12 protein-coding genes are annotated in these 22,569 nt (G+C 36.2%); 7 read left to right on the top strand and 5 right to left on the bottom strand.

Annotated elements, in window-relative coordinates:
- The first annotated feature begins 74 nt into the window (after positions 1-74).
- The 7 genes from Q0910_RS11430 (at position 75) to Q0910_RS11400 (ending at position 8,795) form a co-directional block, all read left to right on the top strand.
- Positions 75-3,254: a multidrug efflux RND transporter permease subunit gene (locus Q0910_RS11430; protein ID WP_299216190.1), complete on the top strand. Its 3,180-nt coding sequence runs from the start codon at positions 75-77 to the stop codon at positions 3,252-3,254.
- 120 nt (positions 3,255-3,374) lie between these two features.
- Complete coding sequence (locus Q0910_RS11425) at positions 3,375-4,838, top strand: TolC family protein (protein ID WP_299216187.1); 1,464 nt, start codon at positions 3,375-3,377, stop codon at positions 4,836-4,838.
- 401 nt (positions 4,839-5,239) lie between these two features.
- Complete coding sequence (locus Q0910_RS11420) at positions 5,240-5,779, top strand: nuclear transport factor 2 family protein (RefSeq protein ID WP_299216184.1); 540 nt, start codon at positions 5,240-5,242, stop codon at positions 5,777-5,779.
- 68 nt (positions 5,780-5,847) lie between these two features.
- Positions 5,848-6,771: an NmrA family NAD(P)-binding protein gene (locus Q0910_RS11415; RefSeq protein ID WP_299216182.1), complete on the top strand. Its 924-nt coding sequence runs from the start codon at positions 5,848-5,850 to the stop codon at positions 6,769-6,771.
- 36 nt (positions 6,772-6,807) lie between these two features.
- Positions 6,808-7,587 (top strand): DUF6503 family protein, encoded by a 780-nt coding sequence (locus Q0910_RS11410; protein ID WP_299216179.1) that lies wholly within the window; start codon positions 6,808-6,810, stop codon positions 7,585-7,587.
- A complete protein-coding gene (locus Q0910_RS11405) occupies positions 7,584-7,790 on the top strand; it encodes a hypothetical protein (protein ID WP_299216176.1) in 207 nt (68 codons plus the stop codon). The genes Q0910_RS11410 and Q0910_RS11405 overlap by 4 nt, the downstream gene beginning before the upstream one ends.
- A gap of 99 nt (positions 7,791-7,889) precedes the next feature.
- A complete protein-coding gene (locus tag Q0910_RS11400) occupies positions 7,890-8,795 on the top strand; it encodes a helix-turn-helix transcriptional regulator (RefSeq protein ID WP_299216173.1) in 906 nt (301 codons plus the stop codon).
- A 158-nt stretch (positions 8,796-8,953) separates the two neighbouring features.
- On the opposite strand, the gene Q0910_RS11395 is transcribed toward Q0910_RS11400, so the two are convergent.
- The 5 genes from Q0910_RS11395 to Q0910_RS11375 form a co-directional block, all read right to left on the bottom strand.
- Complete coding sequence (locus Q0910_RS11395) at positions 8,954-9,403, bottom strand: nuclear transport factor 2 family protein (protein ID WP_299216170.1); 450 nt, start codon at positions 9,401-9,403, stop codon at positions 8,954-8,956.
- A gap of 19 nt (positions 9,404-9,422) precedes the next feature.
- Positions 9,423-10,295 (bottom strand): SDR family oxidoreductase, encoded by an 873-nt coding sequence (locus Q0910_RS11390; protein WP_299216167.1) that lies wholly within the window; start codon positions 10,293-10,295, stop codon positions 9,423-9,425.
- Between the two features lie 754 nt (positions 10,296-11,049).
- Positions 11,050-14,331 (bottom strand): hypothetical protein, encoded by a 3,282-nt coding sequence (locus Q0910_RS11385; protein WP_299216164.1) that lies wholly within the window; start codon positions 14,329-14,331, stop codon positions 11,050-11,052.
- A 253-nt stretch (positions 14,332-14,584) separates the two neighbouring features.
- Positions 14,585-18,727, bottom strand: coding sequence for an immunoglobulin-like domain-containing protein (locus Q0910_RS11380; protein WP_299216161.1), 4,143 nt, complete (start codon positions 18,725-18,727; stop codon positions 14,585-14,587).
- 106 nt (positions 18,728-18,833) lie between these two features.
- Complete coding sequence (locus Q0910_RS11375; RefSeq protein ID WP_299216158.1) at positions 18,834-22,454, bottom strand: hypothetical protein; 3,621 nt, start codon at positions 22,452-22,454, stop codon at positions 18,834-18,836.
- Positions 22,455-22,569 lie beyond the last annotated feature (115 nt).

Below are 22,569 nucleotides of genomic sequence, written 5' to 3'. Positions count from 1 at the left end.
CTCAGGTCTACTCTTCTAAAGATCAAAAAGAGAGCGACAGGGATACTATTGTCTAACATTAAAAAACTAGCGCAATGAAATTCAGTCACATTTTTATAAAAAGACCCATATTCGCAGCGGTGCTGAGCATTCTGATTCTTATCGTGGGCGGATTGGCATACGTATCTCTGCCAGTATCACAATTCCCAGATGTAGCACCACCAACTGTTCAGGTAACCGCTACGTATCCTGGTGCGAATGCACAGACACTATCTGAAACGGTAGCTACGCCTCTAGAGCAACAAATAAACGGTGTTGAGGGAATGATTTATATGACCTCTCAATCTTCAGCAGATGGTCGCGTTACTTTGCAAGTCGTTTTCGAATTGGGTACAGATCTTGACAGAGCCCAAGTACAAGTGCAAAACAGAGTGGCAATAGCAGAACCAAGATTACCAGAATCAGTAAGACGTTTAGGAATCATTACAGAAAAAATCGCACCAGACATTCTATTGGTAGTGAATATGTATTCTCCTAATAAAACCTATGATCAAACATACATAGGTAACTATGCTACTTTACAACTTAAAGATGAATTGGCGCGTATTAAAGGTATTGGAGCTATTCAATTATTTGGTGCTGCAGAGTATGCAATGCGTATTTGGCTAGACCCTGATAGAATTGCCAATCTTGATATGACTGCAGGTGAAGTTGTTGCTGCATTACGTACACAAAATGTGCAAATAGCAAGTGGAACATTAAATACACTACCATCAGGAAAGCAAACCGCTTTTGAAATTAATATACAAACGCAAGGAAAACTAATTACTAACGAACAGTTTGAAAATATCATTATTAAGTCAGGCGAAGACGGTCGCATTGTCCAATTAAAAGATGTAGGCCGAGTAGAATTAGGAGCTCAAAATTATGCAACCAAGGGCTATTTAGGAAAAGATCCAGCTATTGCAATGCCTATTTTCCAACAGCCAGGTGGTAACGCTTTAGAAACGGCAGCAGATATTCAAGCAAAAATGCTTGAACTTTCTAAAAATTTCCCAGAAGATTTAGAATATAAAATTGCTTACAACCCAACAGAGTTTGTACAAAAGTCAGTTGATAGTGTATATACAACCATTTTTGAAGCAGTACTGCTAGTGATTTTTGTTATCCTATTGTTCTTACAATCTTGGAGGGCAGCTATCATTCCAATATTAGCAATCCCTGTTTCTCTTATTGGAACATTTGCAGTAATGCAAGCAATAGGATTTTCTTTAAATAACTTAACATTATTCGGACTTGTATTAGCCATCGGAATCGTTGTAGATGATGCTATTGTTGTCGTTGAAAATATGGAACGCTATCTAGCAAAAGGATTGTCACCAAAAGATGCTGCACGTAAGACAATGGATGAAGTTGGAGGAGCATTAGTTGCAATTGGATTAGTATTAATAGCTGTATTTGTACCAACTGCTTTTTTAGATGGCATCTCAGGTCAGTTTTATAAGCAATTTGGTTTAACCATTGCAGTAGCTACTGCAATTTCGGTATTCGTTTCTTTAACATTGAGTCCAGCGATGGCAGCATTATTAATGCGTCACGAAGTACACGACCCAAACAAAAAAATACCTTTATTGATAAGACCATTTAAGTTTATAGGAGATGGATTCAATAAATTTATGGATAGCCTTTCTAACCGTTATGGCAATAGCGTTCGCAAGTTAGTTCGCTCAGGAGTAATGGTACTAGTTGTTTACGGAGGCTTAATTGGTTTTACTGGTTTTGAATTTAATCGTGTAGCAATTGGATTTGTACCTGCTATGGACCAACAGTATTTTATTACAGTAATTCAATTACCAGCAGGAGCTTCGTTAAGTAGAACCGATGAAGTTGTAAAAGAGGCTTTAGATAGCTTATTAGAAGTAGACGGTGTAGAAACTACCATATCTTTTACTGGATTTGACGGAGCATCATTTACAAATGCATCTAATGCAGCAGCAATTTTCGTAACCTTAGAAGATTTTGATATTCGTACAGAAAAAGGCATTGATTACGAAGAACTCTTAGGAACACTACGTGGAAAAATGAGTCAGATAGACGATGCATTTGTTGTAGTTATCCCGCCACCGTCAGTTAGTGGTATTGGTAATGCAGGAGGGTTTAGAATGATGGTTCAAGACAAAGCTAACCTCGGAAGCGATGCATTATTAAATGCAACTTACCAATTGGCTGCAGCTGCAAATGCAGACCCAGCTTTGAGTAATGTATTTACGTTTTTCAATAATCAAACACCTCAATTATATCTGGATATCGACCGTGTAAAAGCTGAGCAATTAGGAATTAATGTGGCTGATGTCTTCCAATCTTTAGAAGTGTATTTAGGTTCAGCATTTGTTAACGAATTCAATTATTTAGGTAGAACATATCAAGTTACCGCTCAAGCTGATGCACCTAATCGATTAACACCTGATGATATCTCACGTATTAAAGTAAAAAATAACAAAGGAGAAATGGTGCCTTTAGGAACTATAAGTAAACAAAGTGATATCGCAGGTTCATCTCGTATCCCCAGGTATAACTTATATCCTGCGGCTGCACTACTAGGTGATGTAACACCAGGCTATAGTTCAGGTGAGGCTTTAGACAAAATGGAAGAACTTGCTGCCGAAATATTACCTCAAGGCATTTCTTTTGAATGGACAGAGCTAGCATATCAACAAAAGCAATCTGGAAATACGGCAGGTATAGCATTCTTACTAGCTGTGATATTTGTATTGCTTTTACTAGCTGCACAATTTGAAAGCTTAGTACTACCGCTAGCAGTAATTTTTATTGTTCCAATGGTATTACTCTCAGCGATGATTGGTATTGATTTAGCAGGATTGGATAATAACATTATGGTACAAATTGGTTTAGTGGTACTCGTAGGACTGGCCAGTAAAAATGCGATCTTAATTGTTGAATTCGCAAAACAGTTAGAAGACCAAGGTAAAGATTTAAGAATAGCAGTTATTGAAGCATCACAATTACGCTTACGTCCAATTTTAATGACAGCAATGGCATTTATCTTAGGAGTTGTTCCACTTGCAATTGCAACAGGAGCAGGTTCAGAATTACGTGTATCGTTAGGAATAGCTGTATTTAGCGGAATGCTTGGTGTCACCATCTTCGGTATCTTTTTAACACCTGTATTTTATTACTTGGGCAGAAAATGGACAACAAAATCGTCTAGTTCTAAAACAACTAAAGGTTCAGAAGAAACCACGATAGAACCTTAAACAAAATAACGACCTGATATTAAATTTTGGTCATTCATTGGGTGTTTTTGGTTATCCTAAAACACTCTTACCAAAGTAATTTTGTTATCAGTAAAGTTCAACGTATTAAAAACATAAATGATGAAAAATCTAACACTTATTACGATACTGTCTCTTATTTTGGTTTCCTGTGGAATCACCAAAAGAGATTTTGATGTCAACACAAATGTTGATATAAACGATAATTATTTACAAGATAATGCTTTCGCGAAAGCAGAAACAGCAATCACTTTAGAATGGTGGTCAGAATTTAATGACCCAATATTAAACACACTCATTGAAAAAGCAAGAAACAACAATCTAGATATCAATACTGCGGTTGCAAATTTCTATGCATCTCGAGCTACTTTAAAAGGAACTAAACTTGACCGATTGCCTACGGTTACCACCAATGGAAATGTAAACAGAACACGTTTAGGAGAGAATATTTTTGTACAAGGTACAAATCCTACGTTCACCACCTACAATGGAAGTTTTGATGCTTTTTGGGAAGCAGATGTGTTTGGACGTGTCTCTAATAGAATCAAAGGTGCTTATGCTAACCAACAATTAGCGTTAACCGATATGCAAGGAACTTACGTAGCTATTTTTGCTGAAGTTGCTAAAAATTATATTGAACTAAGAGGCGCTCAGTATCAATTAGACATTGCCAATCGTAATATCAAAGGTCAACAAGAAACCTATGACTTAACGGTTCGATTATCAAATGCCGGTACAAGTAACACTTTAGATGTATCGAGAGCTTTAGCTCAATTAGAAAATACAAAAGCAATAATTCCACCTCTTCAAGCAAGAATTGAAGCCTTAAAAAATAGCATTAGTGTATTGATTGGTGAAGTACCAGGAAGTCTTAACGAAGACATTATTAATAAAAAACCTTTACCAAGTCTACCGAGCTCAGTAGCCATTGGTAATGTAACTGATTTGTTAAGACGTCGTCCAGATGTTCGTCGTGCTGAAGCTGAGTTACAAATTCAAATTGCAAAATACAATCTTTCGGTAGCAGAGCTGTATCCTAAAATTCAATTTGGTGGATCCATAGGGTTCTCTGCAGTTGATTTTTCAAACTTTGGTAGTAAAGAGTCGTTTACTTGGAGTGTATTTCCAAGTATCAGTTGGGCAGCATTTAATTTAGGAAGAGTCAAGCAACAAATAAAGCAAAACGATGCAAGAACACTTGCAAGCCTTAATCAATACGAAAAAACAGTATTACAGGCACTAGAAGAGATTAAAACCGTAATGAGTAATTATACTAATGAATTAGAACGTAGAGAAACCTTAAGAAAGTCATCTCTAGCTAGTGCTAACGCTACAAAAATTGCAAAGCAACGTTTTAATGCAGGTCTAGACAGTTTTATTGATTATCTAAGTGCCGATAACACATTACTTCAAGCAGAAAATAGATTGGCTTCAAGTGAAATAACATCAGCTACTTCCTTAGTTGCTATCTACAAAGCTCTAGGTGGTGGATGGGAAATTATAGAAACTGATGAACTTGACCAAAAATTTAAAAAATTAAAAATAGCAGATACGAGTTCAAAATAAATAATATCAAATGCGACATAAGAAAAGGCTAAAAAATGCGTAGTTGCTTTTTCTTCTTTTGAATCTGCAAATCTCTTGCCTAGTCATCGCTACAGAAGAGGTTTACAATGAAAAAAAGAGGAAAATGAACAAGTATTTAAGGTTAATCTTATGTTACTTTTGGTATAGCAATACGATTTAATGTTGGATGGAACAGCGGTCTTTCAGAAATGAAAGATCGCTGTTTTTGTATTAGATAACACTCTAGATTTCACAAATATCCTTTCATTCAATTTAAATAAAAAAATCCCTAGTAGAGAAGTTGCATTTTGGTCATTTCGTCTTGTAAAATGGTTACATAATAAGCTGATTTCAAAGGTAAATTTGTAGTGTAATTATTTAATAATCAAAAAACATTACTAATGAAAAATTTAAGTCAAAATAAAATTATTCCAGGACGTTTATCTGAGAAATCACTAAATGATTCAGAAAAAATACAATTGCTATATGATAGAGAAATTATCGCACAAATAGTAAGTACGTATGCATATAGTCTTGATAAAAAAGATTGGGAAATGCATAGAGCATTATTTATAGATGATTTACAAATGGACTTCTCCGTATCTATAGGTGGAGATGGAGGCATAATGGAAGTAAAAGCTGATGACTGGGTAGCTGGCGCAGCCAAATTCTTTGATACCTTAGATGCTACGCAACACGACCTAACTCCTTATAAAATTGTGGTTGAGGATAATGAGGCTTATGTTTCCGTAATGCTGCATGCACAACATTACAAGAAAAATGATTTTGGGAGTCCTGTACAAATTATGGTGGGTACTCATAACTTTTGGATGCGTAAATCTGATAATGTATGGAAAATTTACAAGGTCATTGAAGAATTAAGTTGGAATGAAGGCAACTATAAAGTATTTGACCTCGCTGTAGAAGAATCAAGTAAATAAAGGGTCAACCCTAATTAAGGTTGACACCTGCAACAACATAAACAAAATAAAATTTAAATAAGTAAAAAATGAAAAATAAAAAAAATCAAAACATCCTCATCGTAGGAGCAACTGGGCAAGTAGGTAGCAAGGTTATAGAGCTACTTAGCACAAAAAATGATTTACAGCTTTTTGGGACATCAAGAAATAAAGAAAACCTAAAAGTAATTGATGGGTCTAATGTAAAAGGAGTGTATTTAGACCTTGAAGACAAAAAATCTATTAGACCCGCTTTAAAAGGAATGGATAGTGCCTTACTGATGACAAGCTATACAGCTGATATGATGAGACAAAGCAAGCGCTTTCTTGACATTGCAAAAGAAGAAGGTGTGAAACACATTGTTCATATAGGAGCATCAAGCACAGATACCAATGAAGTATCGCACTGGGGCTGGCATCAGTTTATTGAAGCTTATATCGAAAAATTAGGTTTTGACTATACCCACTTACAACCAGAATCTTTTATGCAGAATATCTTCAATTTTGGATGGCTTCAGGAAAATACTTTACACGATTTTATAGGTAATTCTAATTGGACTTGGGTTGATACCGATGATATCGCAGCCGTCATCGCACAGATATTTATCCATCCTGAAAAATACCATAATGAAACCATTCCACTAGGGTATGATGCAAAAACCATAACAGAAATTTCAGAGATAATGACCGAAGTTACCGAACAAGATTTCAATGTTGTGGAGCACAATCCAGATGAGTTTAGGGATATGACCTACCAAGGCACTAAAGATTCAGTATATGCCGATGCCTATATGAAGTGTGTATCTGATCAATTTGCGCTTAACGCTTCTGGTGAAGTTCCTTCAGGAAAGATTTTTGACAATTTTGAAGGTATTACTGGTCGCAAACCCACCACTTGGAAAGAATTTATTCAAAAGAACAAACATAGAATAGGTAATCAAACTGTACCAAGTATGTCGTTCGAACAGTATTAGAAGAAGAATCAAATAATAACATAAAATAGTTAAACAATGAAAAAATCAATTTTAATAATGATGCTGTTAGCAGTATCAACGATAGCAACAGCACAAACAGCAAAAGAATTAGTAGCACAAGCTGTAGAAGCCACTGGAGGGAAACAAAATTTTTATAACTTAGGTAATGTAAATTACGATATTGAATATCGTACACCTCCTGGAGAAGGCGCCATAACGTTAGTAGGAAACGAGACCTATGTTTTTGATGGAGAATTATCATATGCTGCCTATACAGAACATAGTTTTTCAGGAGCTAATGGTAAGGTTGTAGAGGGATACAATGGTAAGGACTCTTGGGTAACTTTTGATGGAAAAGTGTCTGATGATGACCAAGCTAATGGCATAGCTAGATTCCTTAGGAAAACAAATTATTACTGGTTCACTATGTTTTTTAAATTACTAGATGATGGCATCAACTACGAGAAACTTGCAGACCAAAAGGTAAATAGTAAAGATTACAATAGAGTCAAAATTACATTTGGTAATAAAGTTGGAGACGCTCAAGACACCTATATTTTATACATCAATAAAGAAACAAAACTAATAGATCAGTTTCTTTTTACAGTCGTAGCATTTGGTCTTACCGAACCTAGTTTAATGCAATTTGAATACGAGACTATAGATGGTATTAAAGTACCTTCTAAGCGTAAATACATACAAGCAGAAAATTGGGATGGAAATGCAAAAGGAACGAACTACGCGTTCATTAATTGGACAAATATTAAGTTCAAAACAGATATAGACAAAAGTATATTTCAAAAACCAACAAAATGAAAAAGCTAAAATCAGCATTCATTGTTTGGATAGCAATCTATCCTGCAATAACAGGGATTTTATTATTTTTTGGAGAGTATTTAAATGAACTACCGATTTTAGTAAGAACCTTTGTACTAACGATTATTTTAGTTCCCGCTATGGTTTATGTACTAATACCATTTTGGAGTAAGATTTTATCACTAAAAAAAACCGAAACCTAAAATATATACAATTTTAATAACAGCGATTTCTATTTTGAGGGTCGCTGTTTTTATTTAGATATAAAAATCAATATCTTTAAAGCTAAATACTTAATTATATTGAAAATAGACGACATATATACATTCTCTACCATCAAAGACTACCTAAACTTCATAAACTATGATAAGGCAGTATTTAATGGTTTTTCTATAGGTATACTGGAAGAATCTGCTAAGGTGATTCCTCAAAAAATGCCACCATACAGAAAACATTTTTATAAGATTATGGTAATTCTAAGTGGGGAAATTGATATGAAAAATAATTCCGAAGAACAGCACTTAGATACAAATACCCTGTTTTTTTCTGGTGAAGGACATATTCAATCTTGGGAAAGCATTACCCCTTTAAGCGGTTTCGTTATCTTTTTTACTTCAGACTTTTATTCCACTGTACATAAAAAAAACAAACTACATTCTGATTTTCCATTTTTCACACAAAATGCATCAATGAGCATCAGTGTTTCTAATGAGGAAAGCGCACATTTAAAAGGAATTTGTGAAAGCATAAGCAATCTAGCGGAACAAGACATTGAAAACAAAGAAGACATTTTCAGGTCTTACTTAAATATAATCTTGCTTGAGGCTAAAAACTTATATGTAAAAAAAATAGGTACAAATGCAATAATTCAAGATTCAGACACCAGAATACTCAATAGGTATAATGTATTAATAGAAGAACAATACGGTAAAGACACCGAGAAAGTTTTAAAATCAGTTCAAGAATTTGCAAATGCTTTGGCAATCCATCCAACGCATTTAAATTATGTGGTAAAAAGCTTAACAGGTAAAACAGCTTTACAGATTATTCACGACCGTAAATTAATGGAAGCTAAATCGTTGTTACTACAAACTTTAAAGTCTGTAAGTGAAATAGCATATAACTTACACTTTGATAATCCTACACATTTTATTCGTTTTGTTAAGAGGAAAACTGGTAAAACACCACTTCAATTGCGTAACACTTAATAGAACTCGATGGAAGCTAAAAATAAGAAAATCAGGGTGTAAATGAGACATTAGTAAGTAAAAGAATAACTCAAAATAAGTTCAACAAAAAGAGAGTGATTCTTTATATAAAGAACTACTCTCTTTTTTGTTTATAGACCTAAAAATAATGCGGCATACTACACTCTAAAAGGTTTTGTTTTGTCATCCATACGCTGTATAACAACTTCTCCCAAAGCTTTAGTATAAGCATCAGTATTGGTGTTTTGATAAAGGCTAGTAATTTTACCATCTTTCATTTCAATAATGTGCATAAATTCAGCTGAGAAATCTTTTTGCGCTTCTTTCGTTTTGCCTATATAAGTTCCCTTTACAATAAACAGGTTTCCTAATGCTTTGAAATCCGAAGGAAATCCTTGTAGTTTATCAAATTCGGAGAAAAATTCCGGAAGTACATCTCTTAGTAAGGTTTCTTTTCCTTGATAGTCTCCTCCTACACCTAGGCCTTCTGCAAAATGCCATTTAATAGCATCAGAAAGAGTATTAGCTACTTTTTCACCTTCTCCATTTATTGCTGATTTATACCAATCTTTTAAGACCGATAAATTGCTTTCTTCTGAATATTTCATAATGATAAGTTTTAATTATTTATATAAAGAAGTCTTTATGGTCTTCAATAAATTGTCTAAAAGTAGCAGGTTTTTTACCAGTTATTGTTTCAAAGTCATCTGTTTTATAAGCCATCGCATCTTGATTCTCAACATATTGATTAAGACCAGAAAATGCATTAACACTCCAGTCATTAAGACCTAAACTTTTCAGTGAAGCCTCAAATGCTTCAAATGAAACAGGCGTGAAGCTAATAGTTCTACCTAATACCTCAGAAAGGGTTTTAGCCATTTCGTGAAAACTAATAACCTCTGGTCCAGAAATCTCAAACGTCTTGTTTTCGTGATCTTTTTCGGTTAAAACTGTCGATAAAAATGTTGCTACATCTCTAGTATCAATAGTAGCCACTTTTGTGTTTGCTAATGGCAGATAAAAAGTATTTTGAGTTTTAATAGCATCTGCTTGCATTAAGATATTCTGCATAAAAAAGTTAGGTCGAACCATAGTATATGGTATTGAACTATTCTTTATGTAGTTTTCCGATTTACCGTGTACCGCTAATATTTCAGAAGGCGAATTTTCATCGGCTCTAAATGCTGAAAACTTTACTAAATGCTTTAGACCACTTTTCTTTGCTGTATCGATATAACTCTTTTCAATATCTAATTGATTTTCAGAATTTCCGACGTGAAGTAAAGCAACATCTGCTTTTGATAATTCATTTTCGTAAGTATCAGATTTTAAAACATCTCCTTTTACCACTGTGAATCCATAATCTTCAAATTTGTTGATTTGAGTTTCACTGGAAGATTCCTGCACTAACGTAGTGACTTGAGAATTTGTTTTTACTAATTGATTTACTACCTGTGAGCCTGTGTTTCCTGTAGCTCCTGTTAAAAATATTTTTTTCATTGTATTAAAGTTTTAATTATTGATACAGCAAAATTATGGCTACAAGTGTGTTCTGGAGTGACCATAAACCAAGTTAGAATGACCAAAAAATTTATATTATTAATAATGTAGCTACAGATTGCCATATTATAGACAACTATACCACTGAGCTCAAACACTATCATCTTTTTTATGTCGAATACCTAAGTTTTATATTTTAGCAATTTTACAATAGAAAGTGGTCAAACAGCTATTAAAATATCACTCAACCCATTTCCAATTTGGGAATAAAATTCATCAAATCACACCAGCTTTGTAGAACGAAAGTAGAATTAACTGAAGAACTGTCATTTGAAATTTATTTCAATGATAATCCTAAATGTTATCCCGATCTCGCAATTGATGTGGGGCCTTATTAATTAAAACTCATTTTATAATGCCAACAGAAATTTTAACTACAGACGAGGTCACCAGAAAAATAAAGGCTACAAAACATTTTAGTTTTGAAGCCTTTAAATCTTGGAAATTACTTTTTCTATTCGAGTTATAATTCTAACTAAAAATATGATTTGAATTGGTTTATTTCACCACATATAAATGTATTTGGAAGTTTCAAAACTAAATCACAAAAACTGATATTCATTATTCGAAATTTAAACTTAAAATTTCAAGATTATATAACATACAGGAAAGCGTTAAAAATCCAAGTTTTAAATTAGACTTTTAACGCTTTTTTCTTACTTATATCTATTTCTAAGATAAGTTCTACAAATTATTAAAACCTACTGATCAGATATCCGTTAAATCCACTTTCATCACTAACGGACCAAGAAGCATCCGAGCTTGAAAAGACGATTATATTTACTTTATCATTAGCATTTAATTTCATAACTCCTCCAACATTTAGTGTATGGAATTGTGTTCCTGTGGCATCTCCCTCAGAAATTGCGTGTAATCCATTATTTAAGCTAGTGGTACCATTAACTCCAAGTAACAATCTGAAATACCCACTGCTAATCTGATCAAAACGTATTTGAGCCGTAAAATAATAGAATCCATTCACCGGAGCAGTAAATTCCCCTGTAGTTTCATTAAAATGATTCCCATTGTCGAACAAGTTTTTGGGTAATGCTCCATCACTAGTTCTCCAACCAGTAAGTCCTACAAAACTTCCGGCCCCAGACAAGACTTTAGTTCCATCTAAATCTGCTGCAAAAGCTGGCAAACCTGTAATAGTTAACGCAGGTGTTTCTACTGTAGCGGCAGATACATTAGATGTCCATTGAGATCCACCAGCACCGTTACTGGTTAAAACTTGCCCGCTAATTCCTCCTGCCGGCAACTCAATTTCATTGGTAGGGTCATTATCTGCATCATTTACAGCGTCGTTAACCCAGGTATAGCCTCCACTTCCATTAGTTCGTAAAATTTGTCCATCTGTTCCTCCTGCCGGTAATTCGATTTCATTGGTAGGGTCGGCATCTGCATCATTGCCACTTACTGCTGTCCAGGAAACATTTCCTGAACCATCCGTGGTCATCACTTGATTCGCTGTTCCATCCTGAGCTGGTAAGGTATAAGCTGTTCCTGCTCCTGCATTATCCCCATCAATTGTCAATGACCCGTTTAGTTGTGTATTACCATTCTTACGCATTACTAATGCATTGGTTCTATTGATGTCACTTATTCCATTTCCGATAATAAATAGAGGATCTGTAGCCACATATGCTGCATCACTTCCGTTTACAAATTCGCTAAATAATCCGATAGTATGTTGTCCATACGTGGTAGATTGAGTTCCGCGACCTATTCCTACTGCATAAAATCCAGAAACACTATTATTAGCACCGATCGCAACTGTAGAAGGACGAGAGGCTAAATTTTGAAATCCTGCAGCAAAAGCATTTTCACCTCCCGCATTATTATTTGTACCAAATGCGGTTGCGGCTATACCTTGTGCCAACGAATAACGCCCCATCGCCACAGAATAATCACCTGCATTAATAGGATTCCAAACAAAAGCATCTCCACTACTGTCTAATGAAGTTCCTGCTCTAAAAGACCCTTTACTTTTATCAAAATACATTTTAACATCATCTGATGCATTATTTTCGATATCATTAAGTTGAGTACTACCAAATACAAAATTATCCGCAGCGATATTTCCGTTGGCATTACTTGTAACATTGTTTACTGTTGAAAATGTAACCGAAGGAGTTGCAGGTTGGGTAATCCAGGAAACATTTCCAGAACCATCTGTACTCATCACCTGATTAGCGGTACCATCTTGGGCAGGTAATGTATATGCCTGGCCAGTACCTTGATTATCACCATCAATAGTTAATGAGCCATTTAGCATTGTATTTCCATTCTTTAGCATTACTAACGCATCGCTTCTATTGGCTTCGTCAAATCCATTACCAATTACAAACAAACGATCTGTAGGAACTTTTATCAATGCGTTTCCAGCGGCAGCCGTGTTTAAATATCCAATAGTGACTTGACTTCTTGCTTCGGCGGTTAAAAACTCACCTGTAGAAAAGGTTCCAATACCTGTTATGGTATTGTTGGCGCCAAAGGTAGCGGAAGTTGCCCCAATAACATTATTTTGAACACCCACAGAAAAAGATTGAAAACCGCTTACCGTATTTTTATTACCAAAAGCCACTGAACCTGCTCCTACATTGACATTATCCCATTCAGTTCCAACAGCTGAACCTGCTCTAAAAGCTCCTTTGCTTTTATCAAAGAACATTCTAAAATCGTCATCTGTGGTATTGGTATCATCATCTAATTGTGTACTACCAAACACAAAATCATCGATGGCAATAGTTCCGTTAGCATTGCTCGTCACATTAGATGTTGTTGAAAAAGCTCCTCCGGAAGGCGCATTGATCCAAGATACATTTCCGGCACCATCGGTACTCATTACTTGATTGGCAGTACCATCTTGTGAGGGTAATGTATATCCAATACCAGAACCTGTGTTATCTCCATCAATGGTTAATGCTCCATTTAATAATGTATTTCCGTTATGACGAATCACTAGTGCATTGGAGGTATTCATCTGATCCGTTCCGTTTCCTACTATTAATAATGGCTGATTAACATTATAACCTGTTGGGCTTCCTGATATTTCAGTATTAAAATACCCCAGCGCAATTGCATCTTTATTATTAGTAGTTAACCCACGACCCATCGCAATATTCCCATTTCCGCCTGCGTTATTATTGGCTCCTAATGCTAGTGAATGAATTCCAGACACCGTATTAACTTCACCTAAAATAAAAGCGGACAATGCATTTCCGTTAATTGTATTACCTGATCCTAAGGTAATAGAATTGGAAACTGCGGTTTCTATAGTGTTTTCATTTCCTATTGCTACAGAACCAAACGCTTTGGCAGCATTATCTACCCCTAAGGCAATGGACCCATACCCAACATTTGCATCATTCCATAAATCCCCGGCAACTGGAGTGCCTTCTTCTACATCATTTACAATACCCGCTCTTAAGGCAGCCTTGCTTTTATCAAAAAACACTCGGGCGTTATCATCAGTATTATTAGTAATGTTATCCAATTGCGAACTACCAAACACAAAATCATCGGTGGCAATAGTTCCTGATGCATTACTTGTTACATTGTTGGTGGTATCAAAGGTTTTATCTCCTGAATTGGCAGCATATAAGGCATAAGGCACTTGCTGTAATTTGGTCGTTCCTATACTTGTATATGTTGTTCCTCCTGTAATATCTACAGCAATTCCAATCCATTGATTTTGCTGACTCCAGTTAATTGTACTAAAATTATCTGAAGTTGTACCTGTACCTACAGCTAAGGATATAATTCCTTGGGCTGTTGAAGTCACAGTATGGATTTCAGTATATACTAAATTATCAGGCGCCACTCCTTCTAGAATTTGTATTTGTACACCAATCGATTGATTCACAATTGGATCACCGTTAGCATCTCTTACCACAGCCTGGTAATTAAAGGATTGCGAAAATCCAAATAGGCTAAAAAACAATAAGATTAATAGCGGGGTATTTTTTTTCATGTTTAAAATTTTTTATTTTGAAATTTTATTCTCCGTCATAAAGAGTACAGTTAAGTATGTATATACCCTATTTATTTTTCTGTTAATTGCGAAGCTCTGTTTTTGATAGATTTTTAATACAAAATATCGATGGTCTGATAGTATCTAAGAGCTATGAAGTTTAAAAAGGAACCTGTCAAAGACCTCATAAAAATCAAGAGTTAATATCTTCGACAGATTCCAATAAAACAAACCAATTATTATATCAAGCGTATTAATTTTTGGTAATTCGTTTGATAGCTTCTTTGTTACCAGAAGTAATTTTTACAAAGTAAATACCACCAGAAAGATTAGAGGTATTCATTTGATATCGGCTAATAGCATCTTGCGCTATACGTTTAATAATACGACCACTCATGTCCATCACTTCGATAGTATCCATAGGGTTTTCTGAAGATTCAATATAAAGTATACTACTCGTTGGATTAGGATATACAATAATAGCTTTAGAAAATAGATTATCTTCTATAGATAACAATGGTACTACGTTTACAGTTCTGATAACTTCTATAGCATTGTTTCCTGAAGCATCAGTAGCATTATACCTAACACTATAACTTCCTAAGGTATTGGCATCTACTGCAGATGCATCAATCACTATTGTTGATCCATCGTCGGTAGTAGCACCTAATTCCGTATAACCTGCACCTAATTCTATCGCTTGTGGATTTGCTCCCGTCAAGCTAATCACTGGTGAAGTTGTATCTACTACGTTTACAGTTCTGATCACTTCTATGGCACTATTTCCTGAAGCATCAATAGCATTGTAAGTTACGCTATAACTTCCTACTGCATCTACAAATGCAGACGTATTAATCACTACTGCTGATCCATCATCAGTAGTAGCTCCTAATTCCATGTACCCTGACCCTAATTCTATAGTTTGCGGATTGTCTCCACTTAAAGTAATCACTGGAGCAGTGGTATCTACTACATTTACCATTCTGATCACTTCTGCAGCATTGTTTCCTGAAGCATCAGTAGCATTGTAAGTTACGCTATAACTTCCCACTGCATCTACAAAAGCACTGGCATCAATCACTATAGCTGATCCGTCATTTGCCGTAGCTCCTAATTCTGTATATCCATCTCCTAACTCAATAGTTTGTGGATTCGCTCCTGTTAAGTTAATCACTGGTGCAGTAGTATCTACTACATTTACCGTTCTGATCACTTCTACAGCATTGTTTCCCGAAGCATCAGTAGCATTGTAAGTTACGCTATAACTTCCTACTGCATCTACAAATACAGACGTATCAATCACTACTGCTGATCCATCATCTGTAGTAGCTCCTAATTCTGTATATCCAGCACCTAACTCTATCACTTGTGGATTTGCTCCTGTTAAGCTAATCACTGGTGCAGTTGTATCTACCACGTTCACAGTTCTAACAACTTCTACTGCATTGTTCCCTGAAGCATCAATAGCATTGTAAGTTACGCTATAACTTCCTACTGCATCTACAAATACAGACGTATCAATCACTACTGCTGATCCATCATCAGTAGTAGCTCCTAATTCTGTATATCCAGCACCTAACTCTATCACTTGTGGATTTGCTCCTGTCAAGCTAATCACTGGTGCAGTTGTATCTACTACGTTTACAGTTCTAACAACTTCTATGGCTTCATTACAAGACAAATCGGTAGCATTGTAGGTTACACTGTAACTCCCTACAGTGTTTATATCTAATGAAGAAGTATCAACTGCTATTATAGATCCATCGTCTACTGTAGCTCCTAATTCTGTATATGTAGATCCTCGTTCAATCTCTTGTGGATCATCTCCTGTTAAGGTGATCACTGGAGCTGTAGTATCTGTAGTAGTGATTGTTACTGTTGCATTTTGCATAGAAACATTACCATTAAGATCCGTCGCAGTTAGGGTTACGATGTTTGCTCCCAAATTCGTACAATCAAAATCTGTTTGTGAAGCTACCAGCGTATCTACACCACATCCATCTATGATTCCTGCAATTGGTATAAAGGCAACTACATCATTAGTAGTACTCCATTGTGCCGCATTGCGACCTGGTACAATAATCGCTGCTGTACCATCTATATTTTCAAGACCTTGAGTTTTATCATATCCTAAGTCTGAAATGCTAGTGGCGTGGATTTCAATAGTATTGGTGGTTTCAAAAAGTTTAACTTGTGTGGTGGTTCCTTGCATAGGATCGTCAATATGTGCTACATTATCAAAATCCATAATCAAAATACGATTTGGTGCCGTACCAATAGTTCCGTAACGAATGTTTCCTCCGGATTCAGGATCATAATCTTCCCAATCGAAGGCAATTAAGTTGTTAGGCACAGTAGTATCTGGAAGTACTTGTCCATCACAACATCCATCATCACTATTGGCTGTAAAGGTGATAAATCCATTAGATGAAATGTAAAAATCATTATATAAGTTTCCATAAAATGCAAACTCAAAACCAATAGGTAATGCAGTCGAAACCTGATCATCTTCAAGTAGGATTTCCGTACCTGTAGTTGAAATATCTTCTCTATTAAAAGTTCCTGTTTGGTCTACTGTATAATCTGGAGCTAAGGGATCTGAACCTAATAAATCATTAGCTGTTAATGACGCTGTTCCTGCAACATCCAAAACTAAGGTCTGATCTCTGGTGATAAAAGCAGGGCCTTCTTGATCTACCACAGTAAGATCATAACTACAAGAAACAGTAGCTCCCATATTGTCCAGCGTATCATAGGTAAATGTATTGGTTGTTCCTACTGCTAAAAAGGTACCACTTGGAGGGCCAGAAGTAACATTACTTGCACAAGGATAGTTATAGGTAACACCACAGGCGTCTATTTCTGCCTGCAAAGTTAAATTTCCTGGACATGATGGTATGGTTACCGTAACTGTGGTAGTACAGGTAGTTTCATTACCTCCTTGATCACTTACAGTAAGTGTAACCAAATTATCTCCAATATCTGCACAGGTAAATACAGATTTATCTAAAGTAACATTTCCTAATCCGCTACAGTTATCTGTAAAACTCTCTAATAGACTATTTGGATTCAGTGTTACACTTCCTGTTCCATCTAATGCTACAGAAAAAGGAGCAATACATTGAATTACTGGTGGTACTGGATCTGTAATAATAAAAGGCATACTGGCATTTGTTACATTTCCATTCACATCTGTAGTAGTAATTGTTACCGAATTAAATCCTATATCATCACAATTAAAATCTGTTTGACTAATAGTCGTGTTCATAATACCACAATCATCTGTAACTGTTGTATTTAATGTTGCCAAGTCTAATACTACCTCTCCATTGCTATCCAATGCTACAATAAGAAAAGGTGCTGGAGGAGCTGTATTTATTACTGGTGGAGATTCTACAATGGTTATCGTTACATCTATGGTTACATTGTTATTTTGCTCATCTGTAGCCGTAAATTGTATCGTATTATCACCAACATCCGCACAGGTAAAATCTGTTTGACTTAGACTTAGGCTTATATTGGCTTCAGTACTACAATTATCCGTAAGAGTGAACCCAAAGTCTGTTGGACTTATGCTTACATTTCCTGTGTTATCTAAAGTGGCACTTAGTGTTGGCGTTGCTGATGGTGAGAGATCGCCACGAACCCAAACACGATGAATCGTGCTTTGTGTATTTATCGCACTATCGTCAACTTCCCAGCGGTTTCCATTGACTCCACCACCACGAATTCCCCAGTGAAATTGTGCACTACGGGAAAACGGAAATTCTGTTAAGGCATTATCTCCTTGATTTGTAAAATAATTTGCAGTTTGACCAGGGAGATTCGCAGTATGCCCTGAGAGTGCAGTAAAATTAGCAACATTATTAATTCCAATAAAATTACCAACTCCCGTTTTAAGGTAGTTTAAGGCATTAATATAAGACGTTTTAAAATTAATAATACGGGTATGTCCCGTAGTTTCACCATAAAAACGCACTTCTTCAAAATCGATTGCAGCCGCTAGCGCATTACCCATATGTCCCCAATTGGCAGTTCCTGCTTCATTGTCTCCAACAGTAGAAGAACCTAATAATGGGAGATCTGTGTTTCTTACTGTAAGCGCTGTGTTATCCCCTGCCAAGTGTACATAATTCAATACCATTAACCAACCTCCACCATCAGTGTCATTGTCTAGTGCTCCTTGAAAAGTACTACCGTTAAAATTAAAATAATAGGTGCCACTAGGCACACTACCTACTGTAGACACTAATAAGTTTTTAAATGGATTTGCCATGGTTCCATCTCCTGCATTTCCAAATACGGGCGCTGTGGTATCTTCTCCGGGACCGCATTGGGCATACGAACCGTATACGATACTTAAGATCGTTGCTAATGAAAATAGTAGTTTTTTCATAATGAAAGGGGTTTAAGAATGTTTATTAAGTTTATAGTAATTCAGTAAAAAAATAATTCTGTGTTATATCTAGTACAGCCAAGTTTTGAGTTACCCTATTTATTTTTTAATCTACACTAAAAGTGATCCCGTCCAGGGATACCCAATTTTGACTGATATTAAATCCGGTAGCGACCAAAACAGTTCCGTTAGCATTGACATCAACACGTATAGATCCATTCTCCGTCTCAACAGAAAAGATGCGTGTTTTTGCTGGGCGAAATCCAACCGGTAAGGTCATAATCGTATCTGCATTGTTAATGGCTGCGTTCTTTCTACACATCCCCTCGAGATAGACGATGTTATTTACTTTTCGATATCGTGGATCCTGAAAGTTGGTTACACCAAAAGCAGCATTGTAATATTCCCATCCAGCAGCAGTATTAAGAGTTAAAGGTGTAAAAGCTCCGGGAGCTTCTGTATTGTTTGTCCAGCTGTAATTACCGATACCATCTGTTTGTAACACTTGTCCGTTGGTTCCACCAGCTGGTAATGTTGTTCCAGATGTTGGTGCATCAACCCAACTTGCTATTCCGGAACCATCTGTACTCATAATTTGATTTGCAGCTCCATCCTGAATAGGTAAAGTATACGATGCTCCGGAACCTGCATTATCTCCATCTATAGTTAAGGAACCATTTAAAGTAGTATTTCCATTTTTGAGCATCACTAATGCATCACTAGGTGTTGCGGAAGGAGACACACCATTTCCAATAACAAATAATCGATCGGTTAATATGTAAGTAAATGGATCTCCTGCCAAAGGAGTATTATTAACTCCTAACGATATTTGCCCTTTACTTTCAGCTTTCGAACCAGATCCCATAGCAACTGAAGAACTACCAGTAGCTCTGTTTGCAACTCCCAAGGCAATAGCTGCAAAAGTTGTCGCTTGATTTTCATCTCCACCTGTAAACGATGCCGCACCGGAACTTATATTATTAATACCAAAAGAAGTAGAGTTAGTTCCTATGTTAGTTGAATCCCATTCGTCTGCTTCTACTTCTCCAGCACGAAAAGCTCCTCTTCCTTTGTCAAAGAACATACGCTTATCGTCATCCACAGTGTTGGTGTCATTGTCTAATTGTGTACTCCCAAATACAAAATCGTCTGTAGCAATTGTTCCATTCGCATTACTCGTAACATTAGCTATTGTTGAAAAAGCGCCACCTGTTGGTGTGTCAACCCAACTTGCTGTTCCTGAACCATCTGTAGTCATAATTTGATTTGCAGCTCCGTCCTGAATAGGTAAAGTATACGATGCTCCGGAACCTGCATTATCTCCATCAATCGTTAATGAACCATTTAAGGTTGTATTTCCATTTTTGAGCATCACTAATGCATCACTTCTTGAGGAGCTACCGCCACCATTACTGTCTGCATCTCCATTACCTATAACAAAGAGTCTATCTGTAGGTACCCAATTATTCAAATCTCCAGAGGCTATAGTATTATGTGTTCCTATAGTAATTTGCTCTTTTGACTGTGCAAGTGTTCTATAACCTATAGCCACAGAACGCAATCCATAGGCCCCAGCTGCATAACCTACAGCTACAGATTCGTCTCCTAAAGCAGTAGTAAATGTACCTAGAGATATAGAAGCACTACCACCGGCTGAAGCACGCCTACCTAATCCAACAGAAAATTCTCCAATACTTGCATCATCCCATTCATTACCTTCTGCTATACCAGCGCGAAAAGCGCCTTTACTTTTATCAAAAAATAGTCTTCTATCGTTGTCTGTATTTCCAGTATCTCCTAATTGCGTACTACCAAACACAAAATCATCTGTTGCAATTGTTCCGTTTGCATTGCTTGTAACATTTGAAGTTGTAGAAAATGCTTCACTCGCTGCTGTCCAAGACACATTTCCAGAACCATCGGTACTCATTATTTGATTAGCTGCTCCATCTTGCGCAGGTAAGGTATAAGAAGTTCCTGCGCCTTGGTTATCTCCATCAATGGTTAATGAACCATTTAGGGTAGTATTTCCATTTTTTAGCATCACTAATGCATCGCTTCTGCTCATTTCATCAAGTCCATTTCCTATTACAAATAAACGATCAGTAGGAACTTTTATCAATGCATTTCCAGCTTCAGCTGTATTTAAATACCCTATAGTAACTTGACTTCTAGCTTCTGCTGTTAAAAACTCACCTGTAGAAAAAGTCCCGATACCTGTAATGTTATTATTTGCACCAAAACTAGCAGAAGTTGGTCCAGAAACCGTATTATGAGCTCCCATAATAAAAGATTGAAAACCACTTGCCACATTTTGATTTCCAAAGGCAACTGACCTTGAGCCAACGTTAACATCATCCCATTGATCATCTTGAGCATATCCAGCTCTAAAAGCTCCTTTACTTTTATCAAAGAATAGTCTTATATTATCATCAAAAGTTGTCGCATCATCTGCTAATTGTGTACTCCCAAACACAAAATCATCAGTAGTAATATTTCCATTCGCATTACTTGTAATATTATTTGTTGTCGAAAATATAACCGAAGGAGTTGCAGGTTGGGTAATCCAGGAAACATTTCCAGAACCATCTGTACTCATCACTTGATTAGCGGTTCCGTCTTGCCCAGGCAGTGTATAAGAAGTTCCTGCACCTTGATTATCACCATCAATGGTCAATTCACCATTTAAGGTAGTTTTTCCGTTATGCAACATGACCAAAGCGTTTGAAGTATTCATTGCATCAGTTCCGTTTCCTAAAATTAACAGTGGTTGATTTGGATTCGGAACTCCAGGACTTCCTACGATTTCGGTATTAAAATACCCTAAAGCAATTGCATCCTTATTATTGGTCGTTAATCCTCTACCAATAGCAATATTACTGTTTCCACCAACTGTATTGCCAGCCCCAATCGCTCCTGCAAAATTCCCAGATGCTGTATTACCATCACCTACAGCAAATGCCGATAAGGCACTTCCATTAATGATATTTGATAATCCTAAAGCAATAGAACTGGAGGAAGCTGATTCAATACTATTATTACTTCCCAATACTACAGAACCTCCTGCCTTGGCAGCATTATCTGCACCTAGGGCAACAGATCCATACCCAATATTCGCATCATCCCATAAATCCCCAGGAATAGGAGTTCCTTCACTTAGGTCATTTACAATACCTGCTCTAAATGCTGCTTTATCTTTATCAAAAAACATACGGGCATTATCATCTGTATTATTCGAAATATTATCTAATTGTGTACTACCAAATACAAAATCATCAGTATCGATGGTTCCATTTGAATTGCTTGTTACATTATTGGTAGTGTCAAAGGTTTTATCACCCGAATTAGTAGCATACAACGCATATGGGACTTGTTGTAATTTATTAGTTCCTATACTAGTATAGGTGGTTCCACCTGTAATATCTACAGCAATACCGATCCATTGGTTTTGCTGGCTCCAGTTAATTGTACCAAACGTATCTGAAGTCGCTCCAATTCCTATAGGTAGTGAGATGATTCCTTGAGCCGAAGATGTTACGGTATGCGTTTCTGTATATACAACTAAGTCCGGTGCGGCTCCTTCTAAAATCTGAATCTGAACTCCTATAGATTGATTGACGACAGGATCTCCACCGGCATTTCTAACGACTGCCTGGTAATTGAACGATTGAGAAAATCCTAAGGCACTTAACAATAATAAGATTATGAAAGGGGTATTTTTTTTCATTTCTAAATAACTTTTTTATTTACTTCTATCTGTTTTGCATTTTAAAATGTTTATATCAAAATGCACAACGGATTTACTTTTATATTTATCTAATACAGTGATCTTATATTTTACC

Origin of the sequence: uncultured Aquimarina sp., assembly GCF_947495315.1 — a bacterium.
Lineage (GTDB): Bacteria > Bacteroidota > Bacteroidia > Flavobacteriales > Flavobacteriaceae > Aquimarina.
The sequence above is the reverse complement of the archived record's forward strand: the minus strand, read 5'-3'. Positions and strand labels throughout refer to the sequence as shown.

Bases quoted from the DNA above. Each gene is read 5' to 3' on its own strand.
- Q0910_RS11430 (WP_299216190.1), top strand. From the start codon at position 75: ATGAAATTCAGTCACATTTTTATAAAAAGACCCATATTCGCAGCGGTG.
- Q0910_RS11425 (WP_299216187.1), top strand. From the start codon at position 3,375: ATGAAAAATCTAACACTTATTACGATACTGTCTCTTATTTTGGTTTCC.
- Q0910_RS11420 (WP_299216184.1), top strand. From the start codon at position 5,240: ATGAAAAATTTAAGTCAAAATAAAATTATTCCAGGACGTTTATCTGAG.
- Q0910_RS11415 (WP_299216182.1), top strand. From the start codon at position 5,848: ATGAAAAATAAAAAAAATCAAAACATCCTCATCGTAGGAGCAACTGGG.
- Q0910_RS11410 (WP_299216179.1), top strand. From the start codon at position 6,808: ATGAAAAAATCAATTTTAATAATGATGCTGTTAGCAGTATCAACGATA.
- Q0910_RS11405 (WP_299216176.1), top strand. From the start codon at position 7,584: ATGAAAAAGCTAAAATCAGCATTCATTGTTTGGATAGCAATCTATCCT.
- Q0910_RS11395 (WP_299216170.1), bottom strand. From the start codon at position 9,403: ATGAAATATTCAGAAGAAAGCAATTTATCGGTCTTAAAAGATTGGTAT.
- Q0910_RS11390 (WP_299216167.1), bottom strand. From the start codon at position 10,295: ATGAAAAAAATATTTTTAACAGGAGCTACAGGAAACACAGGCTCACAG.
- Q0910_RS11385 (WP_299216164.1), bottom strand. From the start codon at position 14,331: ATGAAAAAAAATACCCCGCTATTAATCTTATTGTTTTTTAGCCTATTT.
- Q0910_RS11380 (WP_299216161.1), bottom strand. From the start codon at position 18,727: ATGAAAAAACTACTATTTTCATTAGCAACGATCTTAAGTATCGTATAC.
- Q0910_RS11375 (WP_299216158.1), bottom strand. From the start codon at position 22,454: ATGAAAAAAAATACCCCTTTCATAATCTTATTATTGTTAAGTGCCTTA.